Here is a 26,412-nt window from a genome sequence, read left to right on the forward strand (position 1 = left end):
ACGCTGTCAGTTGGGCTGGTCTATAGGACCGCATATCCGATTGAAAAACAAGGCTTCGTGTTTCTGGAAGCCTCCGATGTGGCAAGAGAAACTGACATGACATACGCCGAAAACCTCTGGCTCTATTTCACGCTCCTCTTCGGTATTATCGTGGTGCCGGGCATGGACATGATCTTTGTGCTCGCCAACGCGTTGACCCGCGGCCGCATGGCAGGTCTCGCGGCGACCTCGGGCATCATGGCCGGAGGGCTCGTGCATTCCCTGTACGGCGCGCTCGGCGTCGGTCTGCTGGCGAGCCTGATGCCCGTTCTGTTCAAGCCGCTGCTCATCCTCGGCGCACTCTACATGGCCTGGATCGGTCTCGGCCTGCTCAGAAGTTCGATCATTGTCGATCACGTCGGCCCCGCCGATACACGCTCCAACTGGGAGGCGTTCCGGCGCGGCGCCGTCACCTGCCTCATCAATCCGAAAGCCTATCTCTTCATGCTCGCCGTCTATCCGCAGTTCCTGCGGCCGGATTTCGGGCCGCTTGCGCCTCAGGCGGCAATCATGGCGGCGATGACCGCCGGAACACAGTTCGCGGTCTACGGCGGGCTGGCGGTGGCGGCCGGCCGGGCGCGGGAAATGCTGGTCGGCAACGGCAAGGCGACCGTCTGGGTCGGGCGGATTGCCGGCCTTCTGCTGGTGCTGGTATGCCTTCTCACGCTCTGGGAAGGGGTGAAGGCGTAACGCCGTTAGGGTTGCCAGTCCGGTGGAGCGGCATTTTTGCTATACGACTGATTTTGTTAATATTCTCACCGTTTTGTTACTTCATTGTCATCGCGATGACGGTCATGGTGCAGCGCATCATGACCGTCGGATTCGATGCCAAAGAGGAGAAATATTTGCATGCGCCTGAAATCCATGATCATCGCGGCCGGTTTCGGCTGTCTCTGTCTGTCCGCTGCCTTTGCGCAGGAAGAGCCGCAGGTCCTTCGCCAGAGCCAGATGAAAGCCGTCGGCGGGGCTCTCGGCACCCTCGGGGGCATTGCAAAGGGCGAGAAGCCTTATGACGCCCAGGCTGTGACAGCCGCGCTGACGACCATCAGCACCACGATGAAGGCTTTCCCCAACCAGTTCCCCGCCGGCACCGAGACGGGCGCGGAGACGGAGGCTGCTCCGGCCATCTGGCAGAACACGAGCGATTTTCATGCCAAGGCGCAAAAGCTGGCAGCCGACGCGGAGAACCTGCTTGCGGCTGTCCCGGCCGATCAGGCAGGTGTCGGCATTGCGATGAAGACGCTCGGCGGAACCTGCGGCGACTGCCACCAGACCTATCGTCTGAAGCGCTGACCTGCAATGCAGGGCGGCCGAACAGCCGCCTCACCCACCGCGCCGCTGCTTCATGTGGAAACTATCACTGCCTTGTTACTTCCTCCGGCCAAATGCGCGTCGCATCGTGAGCCGTCGTCAACGGGCAGCTCGTCCCGCTTTATGGGAGGCCGGATTTATGGGAGGAATGTGCATATGCGGTTGAGGTCTTACGTCATCGCGGCAGGTGCCGCCTGTCTCTGTCTGTCCGCAGCGTTCGCGCAGCAGGAACCGATCGCTGCCAGACAGAGCCTGATGAAGCAGAATGGGCAGGCGGCCGGCGCGCTGGGGGCAATTGCCAAGGGTGAGAAGCCCTATGACGAGGCGGTGGTCAAGACGGCGCTGACGACGATCAGCACCAATATCAAAGCCTTTCCGGATCAGTTCCCGCCGGGTTCGGACACCGGCGATACCAAAGCTTTGCCGGCAGTCTGGCAAAAACCTGACGATTTTCGCGCCCTGGCAGCCAGGCTCGGTTCTGAGGCCAGCGCCCTGCTTGCCACCCTGCCGGCTGACAAGGCTGGCGTGGCAGCGGCACTAGGAAAGTTGGGACCGATCTGTTCCGAGTGCCATAAGGCCTACCGGGCTCCCAGCAATTGACGGATAACCGAAGCCGGCGGCTCGCCTGCCGCCGGTTTTGCATGAAATGATGAAGGAGAAGAGCATGGCGTCTCGGTGGACGAAAGTCCTAGGTGCCGGCGTGGTCATCGTCGCTGTCGGCGTCGGGGTAGCCTGGGCGCTGACGAAGCCTGATCCGCATCCCGATACCTACTGGGCCGATCTCGGCGAACCGGATATTGTCAACGGCGAGCAGCTCTTCTGGGCGGGCGGCTGCGCGAGCTGCCACGCGGCCCAGAACTCTACCGGCGATGCGCTGAAAGTGCTCGCCGGCGGCCGTGCATTGCCGAGCCCCTTCGGCACCTTCCATATTCCGAACATCTCGCCAGACCCGAGCGCCGGTATCGGCGACTGGACGCTCGCCGAGTTCGGCAACGCGATGACCCGGGGCGTCGGGCGGGATGGCGAGCATCTTTATCCGTCCTTCCCCTACGGCTCCTATGCCAGGCTTTCGGCCAAGGACATCAATGATCTCTTCGGCTACCTGAAGACGCTGCCGGCAAGCAGCAATGTCGCGCCGCCGCACGAATTGCAGTTCCCCTACAATATCCGGCTGGCAGTGGGCGGCTGGAAATTCCTCTATTTCAACGATCAGCCGCGTGTCGAACTCGCCTCGGCCGATGAAAAGGTCCGGCGCGGCCAGTTCCTGGCGGAAGGTCCCGGCCATTGCGGCGAATGCCACACGCCGCGCAATTCGCTCGGTGGCTTCGAGCCGGACCGCTGGCTGGCCGGCGGCCCCAACCCGGAAGGACGGGGCACTATCCCCAATATCACGCCGGGGTCTCGGGATATCGGTTCGTGGAGCGAGGGCGACATCGCCAGCTATCTCGAAACCGGCTTCACGCCGGAATATGATTCCGTCGGCGGATCGATGGTCGAGGTACAGCAGAACTTGGCGCATCTGCCGAAGAGCGATTTGGAAGCGATCGCAGCCTATCTGAAGGCGGTGCCGTCGCGGTGAGGTCACGGACCCCCTCACTTGCGATTTCCAACACTTAGCTTCGCTAAATGTTGAAATCGCTTTCTCTCCCACCAGGGGAGAGATAGAAATGCCGCGCTGCCGCCGCCTACCTCTCCCTTGGTGGGAGAGGAAGAAAAATCAGCATCTTAGCCGAAGGCTAAGTGCTAGATTTTTCAGGTGAGGGGGTAAATTCCATCGCTATCTGAACAACAAACCAAGGCCGCCGGATAGGCCCTGGCCGGTTTGCCTTACGCCAGCGCCTGCATATAGCGCATGCCGGTGACCGGGCGCGGCTTGAAATCCATCTGCTCGTAGAAGCGGTGGGCGGCGACATTGCCGGTTGCGGCGCTGACCGAAAGATAGTCGCATCCTGCATTCTTGGCGATCTCACGGGCACGCGAGACGAGATGATGGCCGATCCCATGGCCGCGATGGCCGTCGCGCACGAAGAGATGGTGCAGGTCCATGCCGCGTACGCCTTCCTGCGCCCGGTAGAGCGGCACGAGGATGGCGTAACCGATCAGTTCCGAACCGGTATCGGCGACCAGCGCCGTGATCCACGGCATCGGGCCGAAAAGGTCGCGTTCGAGCTTCTCGGGCGTGATGGCGGCGGGATCGTTGTGATGAGCCGCGAGCAAGGCGATCATCTCGTTGAGCTCGGGCAGGTCGCGCGACTTAGCGTTGCGGATCGTCACGACGGGCGGCCGTGGCAGTGAGATTTCGGTATCTTCGGTCATTTCCGGCATCCTTTTTCGGTCTTGTGTAGCCGTCAGGTGCCGTCTGAAACAACAAAGCCGCCTGACGGCGGCTTGTTGACATGATGATCTGTCGGCCGCCCCTTACAGGTAGGCCCAAAAGTACGAGCAGGCGATGTGTGTGCGCGTCTTGATCATGGCGCTCAAATGCGCCCGTTCGCGCGGCTTGTCAAGCGCAATCATCCGAAGGCGAGCATCCGCCCTGCGAAGATGATGGAGACCCAAAGGGCGAGCGATGCCAGGCCGCAGAGAGGTGCAGCCGCGCGCAGGCTCCGGTGGTCGATCATGCGCAGCAGAACGGCATTGCCTCCGGCAAGGAGAAGAAGCAGAAGCTTCAGCCGGAAGAACGGGCTGGCAAGATATTCCCGCGCCGCCGGCGCAAAGAGCAGGACGCCCGTCGCCGCCGCAAGACAGAAGCCGGCAATCGCGACCGGCACCAGCGACCGCCGGACGGCGCTCCCGTCCAGTTTCCTCATCAGCCCGAGAAGGTGCAGATCAACGACGGCGATCGAGCCGAACAGAAGGCCGATGCCGAGGATATGCAGCCAGCTTATGATCGGATAGGCCCAGACGGAGCGGCGCAATGCGATCACGAGATCCAGATTTTCGAGCGCGGCGAGCATTGCATCACCCTCGCGGATCGCCGCTGCAGCCGGCGGGCAGCGCGACCGACTGCTGCCGGACCCCGACCCCGTCGAGGACGATCAGGGCGGGCCGCGCAACGCCCTCCTCGCTGCAGGAGGGGAAGGCGATGGCAGTGATGACGTCGCCCGCCTTTGGCTCGCGCGGCATGCCCCAGGCTTCCAGCCGGTTGATCGGTGCGAGATCGAGCGTCCATCGCTCCGCCGGGGCGGCAGGCTGGACGCGCCGAAGCGTCGCCTCGAAGCCGAGTTCCGCAAGTTCCTCCGGCACGGGAAGAGCGTCCCAGGTCGATGGAAGCGCGCCGGTCTCGTTCTCGACTGTGATCTCCGGATGCGGATTGCGCCACGAGACGGAAGTGACGCGTCCGGAAAGATAGATAGGCCGGGCAGTATCGTAATAGCCCCATCCGTGATGGGCCTCGACCGGCAGAGCGCCGGAAAGTGCCGCACCAAACAGCATTGCCAGAATCCTTATTTTCATCGCTGCCTCCTTTCATTGTGATGCCGAAGAGGTAGACGATGGGAGACCGATGCATCAATGATGCGGACTGGTCTCATCCGATACCAGAATTGACATCGATGGATTTCAACCAGATCCGATATTTTCTCGCGCTGGCGGAGACGCTGCATTTCGGCAGGGCATCGAGGGCGATCGGGATGGCGCAACCGCATTTCAGCCGCGCCATCGCCCGCCTGGAGGACGAACTCGACGTCAGGCTGTTCGAGCGCACCAGCCGGCGCGTCGTTCTGACGGCTGCCGGACTGGCCTTTCGGGAGGAAGCATTCGCGATCGTGAACGCGGAGGAGCGCGCCCGGCAGTTTGCCAGACAGGCCGCCCGCAAAGCCGGCAACCGGCTTCGGATCGCCTTTGTCTCGGCCGCGCTCTACCACATCCTGCCGGCGGCGATCCGGCGGTTGCGGCAGGCCAATCCGGAAGCCGACTTCGACCTCCATGAAGCGACGACCAATGAACAGGTCGAGCTGATCTCCGCTGGCCGGATCGATCTCGGTCTCGGCCATCCGCCGGTGGAAACGCAACCGCGGCTTTCCGTCGAAATCCTCTCCGAAGACCGGTTCGACGCGGTGCTGCCGGAGGATCATCCTTTGAGTGCGGAACGGCAGATAGGTTTCGTGCAACTGGCGAGAGAACCGATGATCCTCTTTCCGGAAGGGCAGGGACTTTCTCTTTACGCCGCGATCAGGGATCAATGCAGGCTTGCAGGACACCCGCTAACGGTTGCCGCGACGGCGGGCCGTCTCCACAGCCAGCTTTCCTTCGTGGCTGCCGGTCTGGGTATCGGCCTGGCACCGGTCCAGTCGAGAAGCATCGACATCGCGGGCACCGTTCGGCTTCGGATCGAACCCTATCCCGCCTCGCTGACGCTCAGCCTCGCTGCCCTTTACGACCCTCGCAACCGTTCGACGGCATTACGTGATGCGTTGGATATCCTGAAGGACGTCGCTGCGCCGGATGGGCAGGCGGATCAGTCGTAATCCGCAAAACGTCTCGCGGCGGCCATGATCGCTTCCGCCATGCCCTGATCGCTCGCCGAATGCCCTGCATTGTCGACCAGGGTGAGCTCACTCCCCGGCCATGCCTTGGAAAGCGCATAGGCCGTCGCCGGTGGTCCCTGCAGGTCGAGCCGGCCCTGGATCAGCGCGCCCGGGATTTCCGCGAGCCGATGTGCATCGGCAAGCAACTGCCCGTCCTCCAGCCAGGCGCGGTGATGGAAATAATGGGCGCAGAGCCTTGCGCGGGCGAGCACGAAGGCCGGGTCCCGCCAGCGCTCCGGTAGCCCGGCCTGGCTGTCGGCGGAGATTGAACCTGCTTCCCAGGCATGCCAGTCGAAGGCCGCCTTCTGCCGGATGGCCGGGTCGGGGTCGTTCAGAAGGGTATGATAAGCGGCGACGGGATGATCGCCGCGCAGCCGCTCGGGGATTGCCGCGACGAATCTCTCCCATGCCTCCGGCAGGAAAAGCGAAAGCCCGTTATAGAGCCAGTTGATCTCGCTCCAGCGGGTGGTGGTGACGCCGGCGAGGATGATGGCGCTCGCCCGCTCGGGAAAAGTCTCGGCATAGGCGAGCGCCAGCGTCGCGCCCCAGGAATTTCCGAATACGAGCCAGCGTTTGACGCCGAGCATTTCCCGCAGCCCTTCGATGTCGCCGATCAGATGCCGGGTCGTGTTGTCGGCAAGTGCGTTGTCGAAATCGCCGGCATTCGGCGTGCTTTTGCCGCAGCCACGCTGGTCGAACTGGATGATGCGCCAGACCCTCGGATCGAAATGCCGCCTCGCGCTTTCCGACAGGCCCGAGCCCGGCCCGCCGTGCAGGATGAGCACCGGCCTGCCGTCCGGATTGCCCGAAAGCGCAAAGAAGATCCGGTTGCCGTCACCGGTTTCGAGGAAACCGGTTTCGTAAGGGGAAAGGGGAGGGAAGAGGGCGGACATCTGGGCAACCGGTTGTGTTGGAAGGTGGCCCTTACTGTCTTCGCATGACAGGTGTACGACGCCAGGCGTCACGCTGCTAAAAGTGCCCGCAATACCGCTTCGGGCTCCTTTTCCATGACGCGCAGGAGGTTGGCGGCCGGCCCGCTCATCCGGCGATGCCCTTGCTCCCACTTGCGGTAACCATGGACGCTCATGCCGAGCACCCGCGCCATTTGGTCCTGGGTAAGTTCAAGCTGTTGGCGAATAAGCTTGGGGTCAGGCATATCCACGTCGATGTGATGGACGATTGTGCCGCTCGCAGTCTCGCCTTTGGCATGAGCGAGCGCTTCGGACATGGCTTGAATCAGCTCAGCACCAAAACTCGGCTTTTTCGACATCTTGGACATCTTACTTCATCCTCGCCCTGTGGTGATCCTTGATGGCCTTGGCCAGCGATGAAACAGCCTTGGCTTCGCCCGGTGTCAGATCAGTCTTCCTGTTCTTGGCATAGACAAGCAAGGCATAGAGCGGCGCATTCTCACTGTACCAGTAGTAGATGACGCGAGCGCCACCACGCTTGCCTTTGCCCTTCGCGGGCACACGGACCTTGCGCACACCGCCCGTACCGGGAATCTCGTCGCCGGCCAACGGGTTTGCCGCCAGAAAGGAAATAACCTCTTCCTTCTCCTCGGCGGAGAAAACAGCTGCCGCTTTGATTCGCGAAAGTGGGTAGTTCCGCGACAGTTTGTAGCGCTTTCATGTGCAAAGACTAGCCCATTGGGTTAGAAATATCAATGCTCGCTCTCGCACAGCCCGTGATCGGAGAGTGACCGGATCACGTAGCAGTCCTCGATCGAATGGCCGCCGTCGCACTGGGAGACGATGCGTTCGAGTTCATGTTCCAGCTTCTTCAGCCTCTCGATCTTTTGGCGTACGGCGGCGAGATGGTCGGCGGCGATCCGGTCGGCATTGGCGCATGGCTCGCTGGGATGCTGGCTGAGCGCGATCAACTCGCGGATCGCCGGGATGTCGAGGCCGAGGTCGCGTGCGTGGCGGATGAAGGCCAGCCGCTCGAGATCGCTTCTTTCGTAGCGCCTCTGGTTGCCTTCGGAGCGCTCGGCTGCCGCGATGAGGCCCATCTGCTCGTAATAGCGGATGGTCGGCACCTTGACGCCGGTGCGTTTCGAAAGATCGCCGATCGACAGCATGTCGCAAAATTCCTCTTGAAGCTCTAGTGACTATAGCAATTATCTAGGTCGCCATCTGCAGGGAGACAAGCGGAGAGGTGACATGAAGAGCGCGTGCTTTAGCCACGATCATGAAAGGTTCGGAGGGTTTTCGAGGGATTGCATGCGGCCGTTCTGGGCGCTGATTGCCCTGGCGGCCGGTTTCTGGCTGCTTCTCGCAATGGAGATGCTGCGGCGGTCGCGGGCGGAATGGGAATGGTATGCGGAAGGCTGCGCATCCCGCGTGATCGATGGTGATGTCGACGGCGACAGTACAGCATAAAACGGCAGCGGCCATGATTGAAAAGGCCGCGGCCGCAGAAGGCCTGTTTTGCCGGGGCTACATGGAGAGCAGCGGGTCGTCCTTGGCGTCCTGCTCCGCCTTGCCGGGGGAGGAGGCCTGAATGCCCGCCGCCTGAGCGCCTGCCGCACCGCCGCCCATGTCCATCGCGATTTCCTGCTTCTGGCCATTGATGCCCATGGCTTCGAGGATCGCCTCACGGATTTCCGCCTCGACCGCTTCACGATCTTCCGGCGACATAGCCTTCACATCCTCTTCGGTGAGGCCATGCTCTTCGAGATATTGTTCACGGATGCGTTCGGCATAGGTTTTCTTGGAGAGTTCCAGGAATTCGTCTTCATAGGTCGTGGAGGGCGGTTCGCCGAGCCAGGTGTCGTCGGCATTCTGCTCCAGTTCGACGCCTTCGCTTTCCATTGTCCACAGCGCGTCGGCGAGCTTGGCCCCAAAGACCGTGTCGCTCCCGGTCATGCCGCCGGGAGATGACTGCCGAGAGCCTGCGACGTTGCCGCCGTTGTCCGTATTCTTGCTGTCGTCGCTCTTGCCGAAATTGATGCGGAGGGATGCGTAATATGAATTGGTGCTGCCAATCGTCGTCATCTCGACTCTCCTCGTTGTAAGGCTCAGATCGACTTAGGGTTCCAATCCTGTCCGGGGCTTGCATCCAGCCTGCGCTCGCGTTTGGGATGGCTCCCGGATTGCGCTCAAGCTCAGGCATGATATAGGGTACCCCCCTATATTAAATTCAGGAGCAGTCCGTGGCCCATACCATTCGGGAAAAGCCAAAGCTTCTGGCGCGGGTGCGCCGGTTGAAGGGGCAGATGGAGGCGGTCGAGCGGGCGCTGGAAAAGGAGGCGCCCTGCGGCGAGGTGCTGCAGCTTCTCGCCTCGATCCGCGGCGCGCTTGCAGGGCTTACCGGCGAGGTGATGGAGGGGCATCTGCACGAGCATGTGCTGCATGCTGAAAACGATAGGCAACGCGCTCAGGCGGCGGAGGAACTCGCCGAGGCGCTCAGAACTTACATCCGCTGAGTGGACGCAAAGGAGAAACCGATGGCGCATTCCATCGAGGAGCTGAAACACGACCACGTGTTTTTAGGCGCCGACCATGAACGCAACGAACGCAAGGTCTGGCTGGTGATCGCGCTGACCGCGACGATGATGGTGGCGGAGATCGTTGCGGGCTCCATCTTCGGCTCGATGGCGCTGACCGCCGACGGCTGGCACATGTCGACCCATGCGGGCGCGATGCTGATTTCCGCCCTGGCCTATCTCTATGCGCGCCGCCAGGCCCGCAATCCGCGTTATACGTTCGGCACCGGCAAGCTCGGCGATCTCGCCGGTTTCGCGAGCGCCATCGTGCTTGCCCTGATCGCGATCCTGATCGCCTGGGAGAGTTTTCTGCGGCTTGCCCATCCGGTTGCAATCGATTTCGATCAGGCGATCGCGGTCGCCGTCATCGGGCTTGCGGTCAACCTCCTGAGCGCCTGGCTGCTCAGGGGCGGTCATCACGATCATCATGGCGGCCATCATGGTCATCACGGCGCCCATGCGCGTGATGGCGGTCATCATCACGGCCACCATGGTGGACACGATCATGGCCGTGGTGCCGAAGACCACAACCTGCGGGCCGCCTACCTGCATGTTCTGGCCGATGCTTTGACGTCGGTGCTGGCGATCTTTGCTCTGTTCCTCGGCCGCGGCTATGGCTGGATCTGGCTTGATCCGGTCATGGGCGTGGTGGGCGGCCTGGTGATCGCCCGCTGGTCCTGGGGGCTGATCCGCGCCACTGCGACGGTGTTGCTCGATGCCCAACCGGACGATGAGGATCTGGCCGACGAAATCCGGCAGCAGGTGGAGACAGAGGAGGACAGGATTTCGGACCTGCATGTCTGGCAGGTCGGGCCGGGTCATCGCGCGGCTATCGTGGCGCTCGTCACGTCAAAACCCCGCGCGCCATCCTTCTACAAGGAAAAACTCCGGAGCATCCGGGATCTGTCGCATGTCACAGTGGAGGTGACGCCGGCGGAAGCGGCGTGAACCTGCAATCAGGGATTTGGTGCCTCAGGTTCAGGCGAATTCCTGGTAAACGCCTTCGACCCAGTCATGAGGAACGGTCGGCATCGGCGCTTCCGCTTCGGTGGAGGCCGTGTCGCCGCTCTCGATTACCCACAGGGCATTGGCAAGCGAGGACGACAGCAGCGTGCTGCTGCCCGTCAAAGCATTGGGAGAACGCTGAACTGACACCGTTTCGCGCTGAGGCGCTTCCTCGGTCTTGCGGTCCATGTCGAGGGTCCGGTTCGGATAATAATAGCCGTTGAGGCCGCTATCGATCTTCATGGCAGAACGCCCGTGTTCAGAATGGTTAACGAATGGTTAACGGCTGAACCTTGTGCGAGGCTTGCGTCCATAATGTCGATTTGAGGGTAGGGGCTTGACAAGGAAATGCAACCGCGCCGTGCTTCGCAGCGTTTCCTATCCGTTCAGGCTTCAGAGAAACCTGTCGATGATCTCTGTTCGAAGACGCTGATTGTTCCGATACCATTTGTCTTCCGTGAAGAAGACGGGCTCGGCTGGCTCCCAGCCACTCATGGTGAAATCGCTCTGGCGGGCGAAGAAATCGACAAACTCCCGTTCGTTGTCCCAGGCAGCGATCGCCGGCCCCGGAAAATGCCCGTCCTCGATGTCGCAGAGGATGACGCCGGCCTCCGTGCGGATAAGACCGTGGCCGCAGAAATCGCGATGGAATTCGTGGATGAGGCCCGTGCCGATTTCCGCCCGCTGCAGCTTGTCCCAGAGCCGCCGTGCCCGTTCGGCTCCGAGCGCCTTATGGGAGAGCATGTCCCGCACTTCATCCCGCCTGCGGTCCATCTCCTCCTCGGTCGCATTGATGAGCGGGTAGGGTGGCCAGGCCGGGGGCTTGTTCTTCCGCTGTTTCCACAAGGACCAGGAGATCGTCCCGACGACATAGAAGATGATGGCGTAACAGACGATCGGAATGATGATGCCCGCCATTTGCGCCATCCGCCTATTCCATCGCGCGGGCCAGGCCCGCGAGCGTCCGCACCGTGTTGAGATTGCGCGAGGTGCCGGGCTTCAGGGCCGGCAGTTTCAGCTTCGAGCGGCCGGAACCGTTCGGGTAGTGCACGTAGATCTCGCGTCCAGCAACGGCCGCTTCCTCGCCGTCCGGCGCCACCATTTTAGTGAGCACATCGGCTGGGGCGGTCTCGGTCAGGAAATACACGAGCAGGACATTTGGCTTGGCCTCTGGGAAGGGGGCGTTCTCGGCGACCGCTTCGAGTTCCGCGGTCGTGCGCACCATGACGCCCGGCCTCTTGCCGAATTTTTGTTCCAGGGCCGCGTCGAGCTTCTCGGCCACCGCCGCTTCCGGTTCACCGGAGCGGAACAGCACGTTGCCGCTCTGGATATAGGTCTTCACGTCGGTGAACCCGAGCTCTTCGCAGATGCCTTTAAGCTCGGTCATAGGCAACGCACCGGTACCGCCGACATTCACCGCCCGCAGGAGCGCGACGTAGACGGTCATTGGTTTCCTCCCCGATCGAACGTTATTGCGGTGCCGCTTTGTCCCATGAGACGATGTGCCGTGCCAGCCCCCTCTGGCATGGCAAGTCCTCTCCACCTTCTCACATCTTCCCTGCCACCTTGATCGCAAATGCATATTCGAAGGCGATCTCCTCCAGCCGCTGGAAACGCCCCGACTTGCCCCCATGGCCGGCCGCCATGTTGGTCTTCAAAAGATAGGGGCCTGCTTCCGGCGCCTTCTCGCGCAGCTTCGCCACCCATTTGGTCGGTTCCCAATAGGTGACGCGCGGGTCGGTGAGGCCGGAAAGCGCCAGGATCGGTGGATAGGGTCTGGCCGCGATATTGTCGTAGGGCGAATAGGTGGCGATCCACTGGTATTCCTCGAAACTGTCGATGGGGTTGCCCCATTCCGGCCATTCGGGCGGGGTGAGCGGCAGCGTGTCGTCCAGCATGGTGTTCAGCACGTCGACGAAGGGCACGGCGGCGATGATGCCGGCGAACTTTTCCGGTGCCATGTTGGCGATGCCGCCCATCAGCATGCCGCCTGCCGAACCGCCCTCGGCGATAATGTTCGCGTAGGATGTGAACTTCTGCTGATTCAGATAGTCAGCCGCGGCGATGAAGTCTTTGAACGTATTCTGTTTATGCTCCATCTTGCCGGTTTCGTACCACGCAAAACCCTTGTCCTTGCCACCGCGGATATGGGCGATGGCATAGACAAAGCCGCGGTCGGCCAAAGACAGGATATTGGTATTGAAGCCAGCGGGTATGGTAATCCCGTAGGCGCCATAACCATAGAGCAGGCAGGGTGCGGATCCGTCGAGCGGCGTATCCTTGCGATAGAGTAGCGAGACCGGAACCAGTTCGCCGTCATGGGCCGGCGCCATCACCCGGCGGGTGACGTAGTCGTCCGGGTTGTGGCCTGACGGCACTTCCTGCGTCTTCAAAAGCACCCGTTTGCGGGTCACCATGTCGTAGTCGAAGAGCTGCGAGGGCGTCGTCATCGAGGAATAGGAGAAACGGATGACATCGGTGTCGTATTCCGCCGCCCCCTGCAGGCCGAGCGAATAGGCCTCCTCCGCAAAGGCGATCGCGTGTTCCTCGCCGCTCTCGCGATCGCGGATGATGATCTGCGGCAGGCCGTCCTTGCGTTGCAGCCAGACGAGATGGCGAGCAAACGCCATGTGACTGATGATCAGCCGGCCCGGCTCGTGCGGCACGACCTCGGTCCAGTTTTCTTTGCCCGGTGCATTAACCGGAGCCTGCATGATCTTGAAATCCTTGGCGCCGCCGTCATTGGTAAGGATATAGAAGACGTCGCCACCCTCCGTCATCGAATATTCGATGCCTTCCTCGCGCTCGGCGACCAACCTCGGTTCGGCGGTCAGGTCGCTGGTCGAAAGAATGCGGTATTCCGACGTCTCGTGGTCGTGGATGTCGATATAGATGAAGTCGTCCAGCAAGGAGCCGCCAACGCCCATGAAGAAACCGGGATCCTTCTCCTCGTAGACCAGCCTGTCTTCCGACTGCGACTGGCCGACGATGTGGTGGAAGACCTTGGACGGCCGGTGGTTCTCGTCCTGCAGCGTATAGAAGAAGCTCTTGCCGTCCGGGGCCCAGACCCCGCCGCCGGCGGTATTTTCCAGCACGTCGGAAAGGTCTTCGCCGGTTGCAAGATCGCGGATGCGCAGGGTGAAATATTCCGAGCCCTTGTCGTCATAGCCCCAGATGCCTTTGGCGTGGTCGGTCGTATGATCGATGCCTGAGAGGCGGAAATAGTCCTTGCCCTTCGCCTCCTCGTCGCCGTTGAGAAGCACGTGCTTTTCGCCGCCGTCGCGCGGCGTGCGGAAATAATGCGGCTGTTCGCCGCCGGTGACGAAGAGCGTGCCGTAAGCGAAAGCCCCGTCCTTCATCGGCACCGAGCTGTCGTCCTCCTTGATGCGGCCACGCATTTCGGCAAACAGCACTTTCTGGAGCTCCGCCGTGTCGCCCATCGCCGCGTCCATATAGGCGTTTTCGGCTTCGAGGTAAGCGCGGATTTCAGGATCGAGGATCGACGGATCCTTGAACATTGCCTGCCAGTTATCGGCGCGCAGCCAGGCGTAGTCGTCGGTGCGGGTGATCCCGTGGCGTGTATCTGAGACCGGCTTCTTCGCGGCCAGCGGAGGGCTGGGAAGAGGGCCGAACGGCGATTTGCGGGAGATGTCCAAGGAAGCACTCCGGATTTCATGAAAGGAGTGCCAGAGATAGGGGGCGACGGAGCGCGAAGCAAGCGGGGAAGGCGGGTATGGGACGTTTAGCCGATTGCCGCCCGCTTTGAAGGCGGAGGAATATCCCACCCCATGTCGTGCGCCGCCTCGATCCAGCTTTCGATTGCGTCCTGAACGTTGGAAATGGCTTCCTGCGGCGTTTCGCCGTCACTCATGCAGCCTGGCAGGTCCGGCACGGTCGCAAGGAAACCACCGCCATCTTCAGGCGATAGGGGAGATACAAGAACTGCATATCGCAACGGACTCATGAGGTTCTCACCGCGTCGATCCGCCTGGGGATTGGCGCGCATTCGCTCTAAACGCTTGCTCACCTCGACCCCATTGACCTCATCCGATCACATCATCCTATTTCCCGTTCTGGTCGGTGGTCAACGATCCGATCGTCTCTTAGTTTCCGCGCCGTCCGAGTCACATTGGATGGGAAATGACATGACAAGACGTTGGTCGCTGGTAGCACTCGCCTTTCTTTATGCCCTGCCAGCTTATGCCCTTGATGCACGCATCGAAAGACAGCTCAATGCACTTGCTCCGGACGAACGCCGGGAGCAGCGTTGCGATATGGAGGCGATGGAGCGTATTCGGAAGGAGGGTGAATTCAAACCCGACAAGGTGATCGCCTACACGTTTTCAGAAGCGATCGAGGACGGCAATTCCGTCCGCGCCCCCGGTGCGGTCTTTCGCAGCCGGGGTGACTGGTACCGCCTGAAATATCAATGCGAGACGGGCGACAAGGGCCTGAAGGTCATGTCCTTCGACTTCAAGATCGGTTCGAAAGTCCCCAGGGAGCAGTGGGAGCAATATTACCTCTACGACTGAGGTTCATCTGTTGATCCTCGCCATCATCCCGGCAGGTTCGGCGTTGTCTTCCGTTCGGGAAACAGCTCGGCAAGCACCGTCATCATGATGAGGGAAAGCGGCAGTGCCAGCATGGCGCCGACCGCTCCCCACATCCATGTCCAGAACAGGATCGCGAGGAAGACGATGAAGGGGTTGATCTCCCATTGCCGGCCCATGATCGCCGGAAAGATCAGGTTCTCCATCACGAGATGCACGGAGAAGAAGATGACCGCCGGAATGAGCCCGATGAAGAGAGCTTCATGCGTGAGGATGCCGGCGATCGCCACCGAAATTGTCATCAGCGTGATGCCGAGAAAGGGGACGAAGCTTGAGAGAAAGGCGAACAGGCCCCAGAGCACCGGCATGGCGAGTCCGCTGAAATAGGCGATCAGCGTCATGATGATCCCGAGCCCGAAATAGAGGATGCTCGCCGTCGCGAAATAATATCCGAGCACCTGATCGATCGCATTGAGCACGCGGATCGCGATCAGCCGCTGCCGTCTGGTCGGGAACGCGAGGATGACGGTACGCCTGAGCCTGACGCGGCCATAGAGGAAAAGCAGCAGCGCGGCGAAGAAGATCAGCCCCTGGATGATCGCGGGCGTCAGGCTGCTGGTCACCACGCCCAGAATATTGCTGGAATTCTCGAGCAGCGACTGCATCGACATCGGCCCCGTCTCGAAGGTCGCCGGCGAGACGTTCAGCCAGCGTTGTCTCTCCAGGAAGGGCATGATGCGGTCGGCGGTCCGCTCGATGAAGCTTGGCCCCTCGCGCACCAGCGTCGAAACGGGCTCCGCCAGGAAGTTGATGATCAGGAAAAGCACCGCGAAGACCAGCGTGGAGAGAATGAGCGCGATGCCGAAGCGCGGCACGCCCGCCTGTCCGAGCCGGTCGGCGGCAAGCCCGAGAATCAACCCCACGACGATGGCGAGCGTCACCGGGATCAGGATCAGCGCCATATAATGAAGGATGGCGAAGAAGGCGATCGCGAAGATGCCGATCACCGCCCAGGCCATCACCACTTCCAGCGCCTCGCGGCCGAGCGGGTAGTGATGTTCGGTGATGTCGATATCCTCACCGCCGGCGTCCCCGCCCGCCAGTCCTCTCACGTCGACCGGATGTCTTTTCGGCTTGCTTGCGCCGCGCGCGCTGGTGATGGCCATTTCTCGATAGGTCCCCGTGATGTCCTTCAACGCGAAAGCGGCGCTCCGGTTCCGGAACGCCGCTTTCGCTGGGAGGAGGGCTGGGAATAGGCCGCGATGATCAGGCTGCAAGCGTCAGGCCGATACCCCAGGGGTCCCTGAGCGAGAAGCCTTCAGCGGTCTTCGTCGTGGCGATCTCCTGGGCGTCAAGCGCAGCCAGCGCGCTCTCGAGTGCGGCCTTGTCATTGAAGCGTACGGTATAGTCCGAAAGGCCGGTCATGTTGCCTTCCCGCGCTTTGGCCCCGCGGCTGTTCCAGATATTGGCGGCGATATGATGATGGTAGTCACCGGTGGCGAAGAAGCTCGCGCCCGGATACCGCGCCATGATCTTCAGACCCAGCACGTCGCGATAGAAGGCGTCGGCCTCGGGGATGTCGCCAACCTGGAGGTGGATATGGCCGATCGCCGTTCCGTCCGCCATGCCGTCCCAGCTTTGCTTGGGCGCACCGTTGTAAAGTTCCTGGAGGTTCAGCCTCTCGGTCGCCATCGCGACGGTGCCGTCCGGATGGTAGGTCCATTCTTCGGGTTTACGGTCGCGATAGACCTCGATGCCGTTGCCCTCCGGATCGGAGAGGTAGATCGCCTCGCTGACGAGGTGGTCGGAGGCGCCGTCGAGCTGCACGTTGTTATGGGCCGCATGCGCAAGCCAGTGGGCGAGCTCTTGCCGGTCCGGCATCAGGAAGGCGGTGTGGAACAGGCCGGCGGCATTGCGCGGTGCGCGGGAAACGCCGGTGCCGGTCGTGAGCGTCAGAAGCGGCTGGCCGCGGACGCCGAGTACATCGCCGCTAGGGGTCTTTTCGATGACCTGGAGGCCGATGATCTTCCGGTAGAAGTCGGAGACGGCGGCCAGGTCGCTGACGATGAGATGGGCGGCGCGGACATGGGCGGGCCGCGTCAGTGCGAAGGGTTGGACGACATCGGACACGTTGAAAATCCTCGTTTGATGGGGCCAACTGGCTCCCTCTCCAAAGCCATATGGCCCATTCCTGTCGTTCACGAAAGAATGCAAAATGGCGATTGATCGTCTCCAAAATGGAAACGGCAATCCGGCATCGTTGATTCTGATCAATGCGGCGGGAAGCCGGAAGAAAAGATGATGGCGGTAAAAAAGACAGGAAGGATAAGATACCACGATGTACAGGAAGATTGTCGTTGCGGTGGATATAGCGCAACTGGAAAAGGGAGAGCGGATATTGCGCAAGGCATCGACGTTGCTCGATGAAGGCGGTACGCTTCTGCTCCTGAATGTGGTCGAGGATATCCCCGGCTATCTCGTCTCGGATCTCACCGTCGACATGATGGTCAAGGCGCGGCAGGAGTCGGAAGAGACCCTGATCGACCTGAGGGCGAGGATGGGAATTGCTGCCGAGATCGAGATCCGCGAAGGCTCGCCGGCGCGGGAGATTCTGGCGGCTTCGGAGGAGCGGGGCGCTGACCTGATCATCGTCGCCTCGCATATACCGGATTTGTCGAACTACTTCATCGGCGCCACGGCGGATCGCGTCGTGCGTCACGCAAAATGCTCGGTGCTGATCGACCGGTAAGGAGGAACAAGGCCATGGATATCGCCAAATACGAAACCATCCTGCGGACGAGGAAAGCCGAGCTGGAGAGCCGCCTGAGCCGCATCGAGCAGGACTTCACCTCGCCGCGCAACCCCGACGATGACGATCGCGCCGTCGAACGCAACAACGATGAGGTGCTCGACGAGCTCGGCGAGGTCGGCGAAAAGGAACTCGTCGCGATCGAGGCGGCTCTTGCGCGGATCGCGGGCGGCACGTTCGGCACCTGTGTAAGATGCGGCCAGCCGATCTCGGAAAAGCGGCTCGATGCCGTGCCGCATGCGCCGCTCTGCCAGACCTGCGCCGGAGAAGCTTAAGCCGGAAGGGTTAATGCCTAAAACCTAAAGTGAATCGCTCATCTCTTGCCTTCCGCCGCCGCCATGTCCATTCTGTGGGGAGACGGAAGGTAGGGATGAACGAGTTTTTTAATTTCGGGCGGCGTTACGATTTTCACGAGATCGTCGCGGATGGGATCATCAACGGCATCGGCATCGTCTTTGCGCTGATCGGCGCGACGGCGCTGATCTTTTACGCAACCGTCTGGTCGAGCTACGGCGCGATCGCCGCTGCATGGATTTACGGGCTGGGTCTGGTGCTCTGTCTGTCGATCTCGTTTACCTACAATATCTGGCCGCATTCCCGCACGAAATGGTTTCTGAGAAGGCTCGATCATTCGGCGATCTTCATCCTGATTGCGGCGACCTACACGCCGTTTTTGCAGCGCGGCGCTGAGGATCCGTGGATCCTCGCCATGCTGCTGGCGATCTGGGCGACGGCGGTGGTCGGCATCACGCTGAAATGCCTGTTTCCGGGCCGTTACGACAAGCTGGCGATTCTGCTCTATCTCGGCATGGGCTGGAGCGGCGCGATGGTCATGGGACAGGTTTCGGAATACCTGCCGGCCGTCACGGTCTGGCTGATCGTCATCGGCGGGCTCATCTATTCGCTCGGCGTCATCTTCCACGTATGGGAAAGGCTGCGCTTCCAGAACGCCATCTGGCACGGCTTCGTGGTGGCCGCCGCCGCCGTGCACTACGGCGCGGTGATGACCTGTTTCAGCCTGTCCGGTCTCTGACGATCGCCCTTACATCGCCCTTACTGCGGGCAGCCGGCAGGCTTGAGACTCGCGACCATCCGCTTGATGATCATGTCGTAGGTCTTAAGATCCTGCTTTCGGTATTCGAGTTGCAGGAAGGTCGCCGCGTCTTCGCATAGCCATATGCCGCGGACATAGAGGATGCGATCTCCCCTGGTGCCGGAATAGCTCGCCCATTCCGGCTTGACCCGGGAATAGGAAATCTTCCAGCCGTCTTTCTTTGCCTGTGTGATGCGGTTGGCTGCTTCCTCATCGAAGAAAACGTCGACGAGGAAGGTACCGAAGACGAGGATGCGATCGCCGTTCTTCGCCAGGAACGTGCCGCCGTCGCCGTTGCCGGGCGCTCTTTGCATGGTAAAGCCCGGAGGCAGTTCGATCGTGTAGCCGTAGCGATCGTTGGCATAGGTCTGCCATTCGGCGGCATGCGCGACGAGGACGGCAGCCAGCCAGGCCAGAACTGTCAGCAGAACCCGCATCTTCGCCTCCCATCCCCGAGGGCTTCACGCTATCAGAAGAACGAGAAGCTAACAATTGTGGACAACAGACGATCGTCTGCTAAAGTGGACAAAATTATATCATAATGGAAAATGGCCATGACCAGCACCCTTGTACGCGACGCAACCGAAGCCGATCTTCCGACGATCATGGAGATCTATAACGACGCAGTCGCCAACACCACGGCGATCTGGAACGAGGTGCTGGTGGACCTCGAAAACCGCAAGGAATGGTTTGCGGTCCGCAAGGCGCGGGGCTTCCCGGTCCTTGTCGCGGAGGTCGGCGGGAAAGTCGCCGGTTATGCCTCCTATGGCGACTGGCGCGCCTTCGACGGTTATCGCCATACGGTCGAGCATTCGGTCTATGTCCACCGCGATTTTCGCGGCTTGGGCATCGGCCGACTTCTGATGCTGGAACTCATCGCACGCGCAGCCTCGAACGGCGTGCATGTGATGATCGCCGCGATCGAATCGGAAAACGCCGCCTCCATCCGCCTGCATAAAAAACTCGGCTTCCGCGTCGCCGGCAAGTTCTCCGAAGTTGGCACCAAGTTCGGCCGCTGGCTGGACCTCACCTGCATGGAGCTCAAGGTTCCCGGGGCACGTTGATAACGGAATTCCTTTCTCCCGTTGCTGAATGTGTTCCCGATTGGCGCTGCGGTCAGCCGCCGTTAACGGTTGTTGCGTCCTGCCATATCCCTCCGGTGAAATCGGGAGTAATATCGCCGCACCTGCGGGAGGAGACCTGAGGGCAGATCGCGGGGGAGGCGACACGCGCTCAAGCATTGGCCCTCGACCTTGAAAGAGGAGGAGGCAGGCATGCACGCAATGATACACGTGGCGGGTCCGGTCCTCGTGTCGGCCCTTGTTCTTGGCGCCGCGCTGCCGGCCGCCGCCCAGGCTCTGCCGGAAAACATGCCGACGCAGGAACAACTGGCGAACGACAACAACCTGTTCATGTCGATCGCCAGAAAGGCCCTCAAGTGGGAGGAGCCGGACGAACCGCTCCAGATTATCGGCCCGCTCTATTTCGTCGGCACCAAGGGGCTTGGCGTCTTCCTGTTCACCACGTCCGAAGGGCATATTCTGATGAACACCGGCATGCCGTCGTCGGGACCGATGATCGTCGATTCCATCCGCAAGCTCGGCTTCAGGCCCGAGGACATCAGGATCATGATCAACGGCCACGCGCATATCGATCACGCCGGCGCCCTTGCCTTTTTCAAGGAGCAGTTCGGCGCGCAGCTTGCGGTCATGCGGGAAGATGTTCCGGCCATGGAGAGCGGCGATTCCGGGGACTTCAAATACGGGAACGATTTTGTCTATCCGCCGGTCAAGGTCGACCGCATCCTGCGCGATGGCGACACGATCAGGATGGGCGACGTGCTGCTCACGGCCTATCTGACGCCCGGCCATACCCGCGGGGCGACGACCTGGATCGCCAATCTCGTCCTGGACGGCAAGCCCTATGTCGTGGCGTTCCCGGATGGGGCGGGCTTCAACCCCGGCTATCGGCTGGCGAAGGACCCGTCCTATCCCGGTATCGCCGAGGATTACCGACGCACCCACCATATGCTCGAAATGCTGAAGCCTGACATCTGGCTGGCGCAGCACAATGAATATTATGATCTCGAAGGCAAACGGCAGCGGGCCCAGACCGAAGGCGTCAATGCCTGGAGAGACCCGGAAGGCTATCGCCGTTTCATCGCCGGCAGGAAGCGCGCCTTCGAGGATCAGGTCGATCTGGAAATGGGTGCTGCGAAGAGCGCCCGCTGACAGGCAGCGCCAGGCCTTGTCCTCTTTTGCGAAGCGTTGCCATCGCTCAGGTCTCCGTCGCTTCACCCGCCGGCATCGCAAGCCTCGCCTCGACGGCGAGGTTCAATTCGCGAAGCAGGGCCGCAAGCTGGCGTTTCTTTTCCGGATCGAATGACGCGATCGCATCCGCTTCGTTCGCCATGTCCCGCCGGAACGCCGCTTCGGCGCGGTAAATGCCTTCCTCCGTAAGCTGCACGGCGAGGCTTCGGCCGTCGTTTTCGGACGGCACGCGCCTGATGAGGCCCGCCTTTTCCAGCCGCCCGAGCCGGTGGGTCAGGCTGCCGGAGGCGATCATCAGCGAGCGGTAGAGTTCCGTCGGCGTCAGCCGGTAGGGCGGGCCGGACCGGCGCAGCGTGCCGACGACGTCGAACTCGCCGCGGTCGAGCCCATGTGAGGCAAAGGTCGCCTCGATCGTGGGCGTCACCAGCCGCGACAGGCGATAGATGCGCCCCAATATCTCCATCGGGCTCGTGTCGAGGTCGGGCAGTTCCCTGGCCCATTGGGCTTTCAACCGGTCGACGTGATCCTGCTGTTCCGGCTTGTCCATCGCCTCGATTCCTCGTTTGCGTCTGAAACTATCTTGACATGAAGATAAATCGAGAGCAAATATCTTCACGTGAAGATAAATAGGGAGGCTGTCATGTTATTGCTCGTCGCAAGGAAGGCCGCTGCGGCCCCACTGATCGGGCAAATGCTTCTCTGTTCCTTCTTCTGGGCGGGCGCCTTCATTCTTCTGAAGGTCGCCGGCACCTCGCTTTCGCCGCTGGCCCTGACGGCCGTGCGGGGGCTGATGGGCGGCTTTCTGATTGCCGCTTTCATGGCGGCGACCGGTCACGAGATACTGCCCCGCGGCCGCGAGTACCGCGACTGGATCGTCCTCGGCTTCTTGCAGGGCGTGGTGCCGAACACGCTGACGGCCTATGCGCTGACTCAGATTTCCGCCGGCCTGACCTCGATGATCCAGGCCTCGACTCCGCTTGTCGTCGCCGTCCTGGCACAGGCGCTGTTTGCCAGCGAGCAACTGACGCGGAGACGAATGATTGGTCTCCTGATCGGCTTTGGCGGCATGGTGCTGCTGGTCGGCCCGGCGGCTCTCGGTTCTGCCGAGGTCAATCTCTCCGGTATCGGCGCCATGATGGCGGTTGCGGTGAGCTATGCGCTCGGCAATCTCTATGTCCGCAGCATTCCGCAGGTGCAGCCGATCCGGCTGGCGCTCGGCCAGCAGGCTTTTTCCGGCCTGCCGACCTTCGCCGCGGTGGCTTGGCTGGGCGGCTTTTCGGCCTTCGCTCGGGCGCTGGACGCCCTGCCGGTCCTGCTTCTGCTCGGCATCTTCGGAACGGCGCTGCCGATCGTGCTTTACATGAACATCCTGAAGAAGGCGGGGCCGACCGTCGGCTCCATGAACGGCTATTTCCTGCCGCCCTGGACGATCGTGCTCGGCTTCGTGATACTCGGCGAGCCGGTCAGCCTGCGCGAGGCGGTCGCCACCCTGATCGTCCTTTCCGGCGTTGCGATCGTCTCCCTGAAGGCGGAAACCCTGCGGGAGGTCTGGGGCCGGCTTGCGCCGATGTCCCGGTTCCGGAACTGCTGAGAGAGAGCAGGGCCCGATATTTCGCCCCCTCTGAGGGGGCGAAACAGTGTGTCGGGAAGGAGGATCAGCCACCCATCGCCCTGCCGCCGACCGAAATTCTTTCGGCCTCGTCGCGCAGGTTGAGCATGATGGTCGTGCCGTCGCGGATGCCGCGTTTCAGGGCATCCTTCCGCACCGGCTCGACCATGATCTCGCCCGCTTCGAAGAGTTTTTGCAGCCGGCTGCGCGAAAGGCCGAGTTCCGCCGCAAGCAGGCGATCGAGCCTGACGCCGGCGGGGAAGGGCAGCGCAAGCGCGATGCGAATTCTCCGCCAGTCTGCGCGGTCGCAAAGCGCCTGCCTGCGCACCTCGAACTCCTCGCTTTCCTCGATGCGGATTGCTTTGGTCCTCAGCGCGTCGGCGTCGAATTCGAGGCGCGCCACGAAATCCGGCGCGCTCATCTGCAGGGCGTCGAGGAGAGTGGGGTCGAGCGAGCGGACGCTTTGCCGCTCGAAGACCGGCCGGTTCCAGGTGGCGTCGCAGGTGGTGCATTTGTAGATGAGCCAGGCATCGAGCCGCTTGCCGTTGGCGTTGAGGCGGATGCGCCGGCTGGAGCGGAAGGGTTTGGGGCCGCCGCAACCGCTGCAGGCGAGAATTGGTCGGGGCGGATGTTTAGGGATTATGGTCCATTCGAGATGAAGGATAGTGGACATGCCGTCTTGATCTTCCGGTCGGGAAGTTCATGCGGGAAACGGCACTGGAGAGACCCGTGATCGGGTGCGGTGTGGCGAAGGTCCGGACTTGAGGGAAAAGCGAAGCGTCGGATGTTCAGGGCGGCTTTTTCAAGAGCAGCACTGGCAGATCAATGCCAAACCGGTCTCAAGCCGCCACCCCGATGAACAGTTTTTCGCATGCGGCAGCCTTGCCGGCCTGCCCGCATGGAAGGGTGAAACTGTCGAGACCGGGGATTACTTAGGCAAACTGGACCTCAAAAGCCGACGCTTGTAGGGCGCAATGGATAACAGGATATCAGCGAAAGGCAAGGTCTGCCGTTAGGCGCCCATCCGCCCTATATGAGGCGGGAAGCAATGAAACAGCGAGGACTTGCACCATGGAGATCAAGCGCGGCGGATCGCAGCCGTCGAAAAGGCAGCCTGCGGAATATTTCACCGGTACGGTCCGTCTCGATCCGCTGAACGAGGCCGCGGCGCCGGCCCGGGCCGTCTGCGCCTCGGTCACCTTCGAGCCCGGCGCCCGCACCAACTGGCATACCCATCCGCTCGGCCAGACGCTCATCGTCACGGCAGGTTTCGGCCTGGTGCAGGTCTGGGGCGAGCCGATCCGGGTGATCCGCTCCGGCGACGTCGTCTGGTTCCCGCCCGGAGAAAAGCACTGGCATGGTGCGGCGCCCACGACCGCCATGACCCATATCGCCATCCAGGAGGCGTTGGACGGCAGGACGGCCGACTGGCTGGAGCCGGTCGCCGACGCGGAATATGCGGGCGCGATCGCCGCGGATTGACGGACGCCGTCCATTAGCGCGCGCGGTAGATGACACTGTGCCTTTACCCCCCTCTGGTCTCCTGAGCGTTTGCCGAAGCGCGGCCATCTTCGCCGTCCGCGACGGGGGAAGCGCGTATGTGGGTTTTGCCCCTCACCCCGCCTCCGCTTCGCTCGGCGACCCTCTCCCCGCAAGCGGGGCGAGGGGGAACGGCAACGGCGCGGCATATCTCCTTCTCCCCGTTATAACGGGGAGAAGGTCCCGGCAGGGGGATGAGGGGCAAGGCTATATGCGGTTGCCCCGCCGTTCTGACGGAAGATGCTCGCCCTTCGGCAAACGCTCAGGAGGACGGAGGGGGTGAGCAGCCGGTGTGCGTTGCCGACCCTTTTGAAGGGCCGTGCGTTTCAGGCCGGTCGCAGTTCGCCTTCCCAGGCATTGTCGGGAACCGTCCGGGAGGCTTCCTCGATCGCACCGATCTGCGAGGAGATCTCCCTGCCGATATACTGGCTGAAGGGGCCGAGATGGGCGTAGAGTATCGCCATCTTGAACATGTGCGGAAGCGCTGCCGGATTGGAGAACAGCCCCCTGGCGATCATCAGGGCCATCTGCCCGGCAAATTTCGGGCGCTTCACCGTGGCAGCCACGGTGAAATACAGGAACCGCCGGGTGTCCACCCAGGTGCGGCCCCAATTGAAGCCCCCCTTGATGTGTTTCACGCGCAGCTTCCGGCCGACGCGCGAAACCCGGCCGAAAAATGCCTGTGGCGTATAGATGGCGGAAACGACCCGATGGTAATCCCGCAGGATATCGATCCGCGGACGTTTCGTTGCGAAATTGAGCCCGGACACGCATTGGTCGGCGCTCCCGTCGTCCATGTCGACCGCATGCCCGGAATGGAGCCGGCCTTCCTTCTCGAGCCGGGTGGTCAGCTGCGTGTTGGGCAGGGCATAAAGCAGGCCGACCATGCTCACGGGGATCGACGCGTCCTCGATCAGCGCGGTCATTCTTCCGCCGGAGCCCGGCGTTTCGTCGTCGAAGCCGAGGATGAAACCGGCGATCACGACAATGCCGGCGGCGTAGATCTTGTCGATGCTGGCGACGATGTCGCGCCGCGTGTTCTGCTTTTTCTGCGTTGCCCTGAGGACGTCCTCGTCGGGGCTTTCGATGCCGACGAACACCGTGAAGAAGCCCGCTTCCGCCAGGAGATCGAGCAGTGCCTTGTCGTCGGCGAGGTTGAGCGAGGCCTCGGTCGAGAATTCGAACGGATAGTGCCGCGCTCTCTGCCATTCGATGAGCGTGGGCAGGAATGCCTTCACGGCCTTCTTGTTGCCGATCAGGTTGTCGTCCACGAAGTCGACATGGCCGCGATAGCCGAGCGTATAGAGCGCATCGAGCTCGGCGAGGATCTGTGTGGCCGTCTTGGTGCGGGGAACGCGCCCGTAGAGTTCGATGATGTCGCAGAATTCGCAGGTGAACGGACAGCCGCGGGAAAACTGGACCCCGATGAAGGTATAGTTCGAAAACTTGAGGAGATCGAAGCGCGGAACCGGCGTCCGCGTGACGTCCGCCTTGAATTTCGGCGCCAGGAAGTCGCCCTTCTTTTCCCCCCCGCTCCAGGCGGCCACGAAGGCGTCGATGACGTCTTCCGCCTCCCCGAGGACACGGAAATCGGCGCTCGCATAAAGCTCCGGGCTCGAGGTTGCGTCCGGGCCGCCGATCGCGACCGGCTTGCCGGCCGCATGCGCCAGCTCGATGATGTGGAGGACGTCGACCTGCTGGGGCAGCATGCCGCCCGTCAGCACAAGGTCGGCCCAGTCGATGTCGCCGTCGGAGAGTTCCTCCACATTGCGGTCGATGAGCCTCAGTTCCCAATCCTGCGGCAGCATCGCCGCAATGGTGATCAGGCCGAGCGGCGGTGCCGGATAGCGCGCGCCGATAAGCGTGCAGGCTTCCCGGAAATTCCAGAAGGACGCGCCGGTGAACCTCGGATATACGAGCAAGACCCTCGCTTGTCGCCGCATTCTCTTGTCTCCCGGATGAGGAAAAGATGTGTAGGCACTTCGATCAGTCGCTGCTGAAGCCGCACTATATCGTTTCGAAGCCGGGGGGCAAGCGCGGACTTTTCCTCGAAGTGCGGCCGAGGGCGGGATGTAAGATCATGAAAGGAGCGACTTAAAAGTGTAGCGAAACCGGTTTATGGTCCTCCGGCTGCAACTGTCGGTGCCATGCCGTGATCACGCATGGCGGAT

34 protein-coding genes and 1 pseudogene are annotated in these 26,412 nt (G+C 61.8%); 16 read left to right on the top strand and 19 right to left on the bottom strand.

Going from position 1 to position 26,412, the window contains the following annotated elements; genetic code table 11:
- The first annotated feature begins 96 nt into the window (after positions 1-96).
- From QEO92_RS03665 to QEO92_RS03680, 4 genes are all read left to right on the top strand, one after another.
- Positions 97-729, top strand: coding sequence for a LysE family translocator (locus QEO92_RS03665; protein ID WP_227702200.1), 633 nt, complete (start codon positions 97-99; stop codon positions 727-729).
- A gap of 174 nt (positions 730-903) precedes the next feature.
- Entirely contained in the window at positions 904-1,332 is a 429-nt protein-coding gene (locus tag QEO92_RS03670) for a c-type cytochrome (RefSeq protein ID WP_407722039.1), read from the top strand.
- A gap of 174 nt (positions 1,333-1,506) precedes the next feature.
- Positions 1,507-1,950, top strand: a complete 444-nt coding sequence (locus QEO92_RS03675) for a c-type cytochrome (protein ID WP_227702202.1) — start codon at positions 1,507-1,509, stop codon at positions 1,948-1,950.
- Positions 1,951-2,014: 64 nt separating this feature from the next.
- Positions 2,015-2,929, top strand: coding sequence for a cytochrome c (locus QEO92_RS03680; protein ID WP_227702203.1), 915 nt, complete (start codon positions 2,015-2,017; stop codon positions 2,927-2,929).
- 248 nt (positions 2,930-3,177) lie between these two features.
- On the opposite strand, the gene QEO92_RS03685 is transcribed toward QEO92_RS03680, so the two are convergent.
- The 3 genes from QEO92_RS03685 to QEO92_RS03695 form a co-directional block, all read right to left on the bottom strand.
- A complete protein-coding gene (locus QEO92_RS03685; RefSeq protein ID WP_407720806.1) occupies positions 3,178-3,666 on the bottom strand; it encodes a GNAT family N-acetyltransferase in 489 nt (162 codons plus the stop codon).
- Positions 3,667-3,863: 197 nt separating this feature from the next.
- Complete coding sequence (locus tag QEO92_RS03690) at positions 3,864-4,307, bottom strand: hypothetical protein (RefSeq protein WP_037157728.1); 444 nt, start codon at positions 4,305-4,307, stop codon at positions 3,864-3,866.
- A 4-nt stretch (positions 4,308-4,311) separates the two neighbouring features.
- Positions 4,312-4,806 carry a DUF6152 family protein gene (locus QEO92_RS03695; protein ID WP_227702204.1) on the bottom strand — a complete coding sequence of 165 codons (495 nt, stop codon included), beginning with the start codon at positions 4,804-4,806 and terminating at the stop codon, positions 4,312-4,314.
- A 98-nt stretch (positions 4,807-4,904) separates the two neighbouring features.
- On the opposite strand from QEO92_RS03695, the gene QEO92_RS03700 reads away from it, so the two are divergent.
- Positions 4,905-5,819: a LysR family transcriptional regulator gene (locus QEO92_RS03700; protein ID WP_227702205.1), complete on the top strand. Its 915-nt coding sequence runs from the start codon at positions 4,905-4,907 to the stop codon at positions 5,817-5,819.
- Here QEO92_RS03700 and pip read toward each other — a convergent pair.
- The 4 genes and pseudogenes from pip to QEO92_RS03720 all read right to left on the bottom strand — a co-directional run bounded on the left by pip (position 5,810) and on the right by QEO92_RS03720 (position 7,959).
- On the bottom strand, positions 5,810-6,772 hold the full coding sequence (gene pip / locus QEO92_RS03705; RefSeq protein ID WP_227702206.1) for a prolyl aminopeptidase: 963 nt from the start codon (positions 6,770-6,772) through the stop codon (positions 5,810-5,812). The two genes, QEO92_RS03700 and pip, sit on opposite strands and share 10 nt — an antisense overlap.
- A gap of 68 nt (positions 6,773-6,840) precedes the next feature.
- Positions 6,841-7,158, bottom strand: a complete 318-nt coding sequence (locus tag QEO92_RS03710; protein WP_227702207.1) for a helix-turn-helix domain-containing protein — start codon at positions 7,156-7,158, stop codon at positions 6,841-6,843.
- A gap of 1 nt (position 7,159) precedes the next feature.
- A pseudogene (locus QEO92_RS03715) lies at positions 7,160-7,511 on the bottom strand (type II toxin-antitoxin system RelE/ParE family toxin).
- Positions 7,512-7,542: 31 nt separating this feature from the next.
- Positions 7,543-7,959 carry a MerR family transcriptional regulator gene (locus QEO92_RS03720; protein WP_037157722.1) on the bottom strand — a complete coding sequence of 139 codons (417 nt, stop codon included), beginning with the start codon at positions 7,957-7,959 and terminating at the stop codon, positions 7,543-7,545.
- 142 nt (positions 7,960-8,101) lie between these two features.
- On the opposite strand from QEO92_RS03720, the gene QEO92_RS03725 reads away from it, so the two are divergent.
- Positions 8,102-8,260: a hypothetical protein gene (locus QEO92_RS03725; protein WP_161784807.1), complete on the top strand. Its 159-nt coding sequence runs from the start codon at positions 8,102-8,104 to the stop codon at positions 8,258-8,260.
- 57 nt (positions 8,261-8,317) lie between these two features.
- On the opposite strand, the gene QEO92_RS03730 is transcribed toward QEO92_RS03725, so the two are convergent.
- A complete protein-coding gene (locus tag QEO92_RS03730; RefSeq protein WP_227702209.1) occupies positions 8,318-8,875 on the bottom strand; it encodes an HAD family hydrolase in 558 nt (185 codons plus the stop codon).
- A gap of 158 nt (positions 8,876-9,033) precedes the next feature.
- Between QEO92_RS03730 and dmeR the strand changes: the two genes are divergently transcribed.
- Complete coding sequence (dmeR, locus tag QEO92_RS03735; protein WP_227702210.1) at positions 9,034-9,306, top strand: Ni(II)/Co(II)-sensing transcriptional repressor DmeR; 273 nt, start codon at positions 9,034-9,036, stop codon at positions 9,304-9,306.
- 21 nt (positions 9,307-9,327) lie between these two features.
- Complete coding sequence (dmeF, locus tag QEO92_RS03740; RefSeq protein WP_227702211.1) at positions 9,328-10,314, top strand: CDF family Co(II)/Ni(II) efflux transporter DmeF; 987 nt, start codon at positions 9,328-9,330, stop codon at positions 10,312-10,314.
- 30 nt (positions 10,315-10,344) lie between these two features.
- Here dmeF and QEO92_RS03745 read toward each other — a convergent pair whose 3' ends face one another.
- The 5 genes from QEO92_RS03745 to QEO92_RS03765 form a co-directional block, all read right to left on the bottom strand.
- Positions 10,345-10,614 carry a hypothetical protein gene (locus tag QEO92_RS03745; RefSeq protein WP_052183127.1) on the bottom strand — a complete coding sequence of 90 codons (270 nt, stop codon included), beginning with the start codon at positions 10,612-10,614 and terminating at the stop codon, positions 10,345-10,347.
- Between the two features lie 150 nt (positions 10,615-10,764).
- Positions 10,765-11,289: a hypothetical protein gene (locus tag QEO92_RS03750; protein ID WP_227702212.1), complete on the bottom strand. Its 525-nt coding sequence runs from the start codon at positions 11,287-11,289 to the stop codon at positions 10,765-10,767.
- Positions 11,290-11,302: 13 nt separating this feature from the next.
- On the bottom strand, positions 11,303-11,818 hold the full coding sequence (locus tag QEO92_RS03755) for a DUF1697 domain-containing protein (RefSeq protein ID WP_227702213.1): 516 nt from the start codon (positions 11,816-11,818) through the stop codon (positions 11,303-11,305).
- 100 nt (positions 11,819-11,918) lie between these two features.
- Positions 11,919-14,027, bottom strand: a complete 2,109-nt coding sequence (locus QEO92_RS03760; protein WP_227702214.1) for a S9 family peptidase — start codon at positions 14,025-14,027, stop codon at positions 11,919-11,921.
- 86 nt (positions 14,028-14,113) lie between these two features.
- A complete protein-coding gene (locus QEO92_RS03765; RefSeq protein WP_037157706.1) occupies positions 14,114-14,335 on the bottom strand; it encodes a type II toxin-antitoxin system HicB family antitoxin in 222 nt (73 codons plus the stop codon).
- A 181-nt stretch (positions 14,336-14,516) separates the two neighbouring features.
- Here QEO92_RS03765 and QEO92_RS03770 point away from each other — a divergent pair, with 181 nt between their 5' ends.
- A complete protein-coding gene (locus tag QEO92_RS03770) occupies positions 14,517-14,903 on the top strand; it encodes a DUF930 domain-containing protein (RefSeq protein WP_037157703.1) in 387 nt (128 codons plus the stop codon).
- Between the two features lie 23 nt (positions 14,904-14,926).
- Here QEO92_RS03770 and QEO92_RS03775 read toward each other — a convergent pair whose 3' ends face one another.
- Together QEO92_RS03775 and QEO92_RS03780 are read right to left on the bottom strand one after the other, a co-directional pair.
- Positions 14,927-16,087 carry an AI-2E family transporter gene (locus tag QEO92_RS03775; RefSeq protein ID WP_227702215.1) on the bottom strand — a complete coding sequence of 387 codons (1,161 nt, stop codon included), beginning with the start codon at positions 16,085-16,087 and terminating at the stop codon, positions 14,927-14,929.
- Positions 16,088-16,187: 100 nt separating this feature from the next.
- Positions 16,188-17,051 (bottom strand): VOC family protein, encoded by an 864-nt coding sequence (locus QEO92_RS03780; RefSeq protein ID WP_227702216.1) that lies wholly within the window; start codon positions 17,049-17,051, stop codon positions 16,188-16,190.
- 208 nt (positions 17,052-17,259) lie between these two features.
- Here QEO92_RS03780 and QEO92_RS03785 point away from each other — a divergent pair, with 208 nt between their 5' ends.
- From QEO92_RS03785 to trhA, 3 genes are all read left to right on the top strand, one after another.
- Positions 17,260-17,670, top strand: a complete 411-nt coding sequence (locus QEO92_RS03785; protein ID WP_210051582.1) for a universal stress protein — start codon at positions 17,260-17,262, stop codon at positions 17,668-17,670.
- A 14-nt stretch (positions 17,671-17,684) separates the two neighbouring features.
- On the top strand, positions 17,685-18,005 hold the full coding sequence (locus tag QEO92_RS03790) for a TraR/DksA family transcriptional regulator (protein WP_210051581.1): 321 nt from the start codon (positions 17,685-17,687) through the stop codon (positions 18,003-18,005).
- A 95-nt stretch (positions 18,006-18,100) separates the two neighbouring features.
- Complete coding sequence (gene trhA / locus QEO92_RS03795; protein ID WP_227702217.1) at positions 18,101-18,763, top strand: PAQR family membrane homeostasis protein TrhA; 663 nt, start codon at positions 18,101-18,103, stop codon at positions 18,761-18,763.
- 20 nt (positions 18,764-18,783) lie between these two features.
- On the opposite strand, the gene QEO92_RS03800 is transcribed toward trhA, so the two are convergent.
- Positions 18,784-19,260, bottom strand: coding sequence for a hypothetical protein (locus tag QEO92_RS03800; RefSeq protein ID WP_227702218.1), 477 nt, complete (start codon positions 19,258-19,260; stop codon positions 18,784-18,786).
- Between the two features lie 117 nt (positions 19,261-19,377).
- Between QEO92_RS03800 and QEO92_RS03805 the strand changes: the two genes are divergently transcribed.
- Positions 19,378-19,887, top strand: a complete 510-nt coding sequence (locus QEO92_RS03805; RefSeq protein ID WP_227702219.1) for a GNAT family N-acetyltransferase — start codon at positions 19,378-19,380, stop codon at positions 19,885-19,887.
- A gap of 210 nt (positions 19,888-20,097) precedes the next feature.
- The gene (gene bla / locus QEO92_RS03810; RefSeq protein WP_037157686.1) at positions 20,098-21,054 is read left to right on the top strand and encodes a subclass B3 metallo-beta-lactamase; all 957 of its coding nucleotides are present in this window, start codon (positions 20,098-20,100) and stop codon (positions 21,052-21,054) included.
- 46 nt (positions 21,055-21,100) lie between these two features.
- On the opposite strand, the gene QEO92_RS03815 is transcribed toward bla, so the two are convergent.
- Positions 21,101-21,640 (bottom strand): MarR family winged helix-turn-helix transcriptional regulator, encoded by a 540-nt coding sequence (locus tag QEO92_RS03815; RefSeq protein WP_227702220.1) that lies wholly within the window; start codon positions 21,638-21,640, stop codon positions 21,101-21,103.
- A gap of 93 nt (positions 21,641-21,733) precedes the next feature.
- Here QEO92_RS03815 and QEO92_RS03820 point away from each other — a divergent pair, with 93 nt between their 5' ends.
- Positions 21,734-22,684: a DMT family transporter gene (locus QEO92_RS03820; protein WP_227702221.1), complete on the top strand. Its 951-nt coding sequence runs from the start codon at positions 21,734-21,736 to the stop codon at positions 22,682-22,684.
- Between the two features lie 64 nt (positions 22,685-22,748).
- Here the strand turns inward: QEO92_RS03820 and QEO92_RS03825 are convergent, their stop codons facing one another.
- On the bottom strand, positions 22,749-23,375 hold the full coding sequence (locus tag QEO92_RS03825) for a DUF1062 domain-containing protein (protein ID WP_227702222.1): 627 nt from the start codon (positions 23,373-23,375) through the stop codon (positions 22,749-22,751).
- A 398-nt stretch (positions 23,376-23,773) separates the two neighbouring features.
- Between QEO92_RS03825 and QEO92_RS03830 the strand changes: the two genes are divergently transcribed.
- On the top strand, positions 23,774-24,184 hold the full coding sequence (locus QEO92_RS03830; protein ID WP_037157675.1) for a (R)-mandelonitrile lyase: 411 nt from the start codon (positions 23,774-23,776) through the stop codon (positions 24,182-24,184).
- A 383-nt stretch (positions 24,185-24,567) separates the two neighbouring features.
- Here QEO92_RS03830 and QEO92_RS03835 read toward each other — a convergent pair whose 3' ends face one another.
- On the bottom strand, positions 24,568-26,184 hold the full coding sequence (locus QEO92_RS03835; protein WP_227702223.1) for a B12-binding domain-containing radical SAM protein: 1,617 nt from the start codon (positions 26,182-26,184) through the stop codon (positions 24,568-24,570).
- Positions 26,185-26,412 lie beyond the last annotated feature (228 nt).

The sequence above is a fragment of the Neorhizobium petrolearium genome (assembly GCF_029854435.1).
Lineage (GTDB): Bacteria > Pseudomonadota > Alphaproteobacteria > Rhizobiales > Rhizobiaceae > Neorhizobium > Neorhizobium petrolearium.